This window comes from Vibrio sp. 1288 (genome assembly GCF_033344475.1).
Map to the genome: position 1 here is coordinate 1 of NZ_JAWPOX010000471.1, position 726 is coordinate 726.

Below are 726 nucleotides of genomic sequence, written 5' to 3' on the forward strand. Positions count from 1 at the left end.
AAAAACCATCAGAAGCAAACCAAATTACCGAATACAGCATCGTTGCTGATTATCGCAAATGTTTGGAGCTCGCGTCTCAGATCACCCCTATCGATCAAAGTGAGCTAAAAAGGCAACGCTTTAATGCCTTGGTACACAGCATAGATGAACTCAAGCGTATCGTCGAAGAACTGAAAGGTTCTCAACAACCAGAGACACTCTATTTTCTTTGGTCACAAACGGGCGATACACAAGCACGTCGTCAATTTTTACAAATGGAAGGCACACCCCAGTTAAATACTGCAGAAATGCAGTATGCCTTAGCCACTTTCTATACCAATAGAGACGCAAAAAAAACGCTAGTCTTGCTCAATAATGCTTTGGCTCTGTCAAACAAAGACAACCTAAACCCTGTGATACTTAAATCACTGGCAAGCATTAACCAAGGTTTAAGCGAGAAAAAGCAGGCTTACTTATGGGCGATGGTTGCCAAACGATTTGATGTGCCTTTAGCGGATGAAAAGCAGTTGCAGCGTATGTACCACTTCGAGGATCCGAACCAACACGAAAAGTTAGATGAGTTGGCCGATACGATTGCAAAGGCAATACGCAAAGGCAGTTACTCGCCCGATATGATCCCTAAAGACATGTAAACAAAAAACTCCCGCTTAGCCGGGAGTTTTTTTCCTATTGCTGGTGATTATGAGTGGTCTAACGGTACGATGAAAGGATAAAACACTCTTAACA

Annotated in this window: 1 protein-coding gene; it reads left to right on the forward strand. The window is 42.7% G+C overall.

The window, feature by feature from the left end; all coding sequences use genetic code 11:
* Positions 1-632: DUF2989 domain-containing protein (locus R8O11_RS27455; RefSeq protein WP_318194906.1), on the forward strand; the 632-nt coding region annotated here is incomplete at its 5' end.
* Positions 633-726 lie beyond the last annotated feature (94 nt).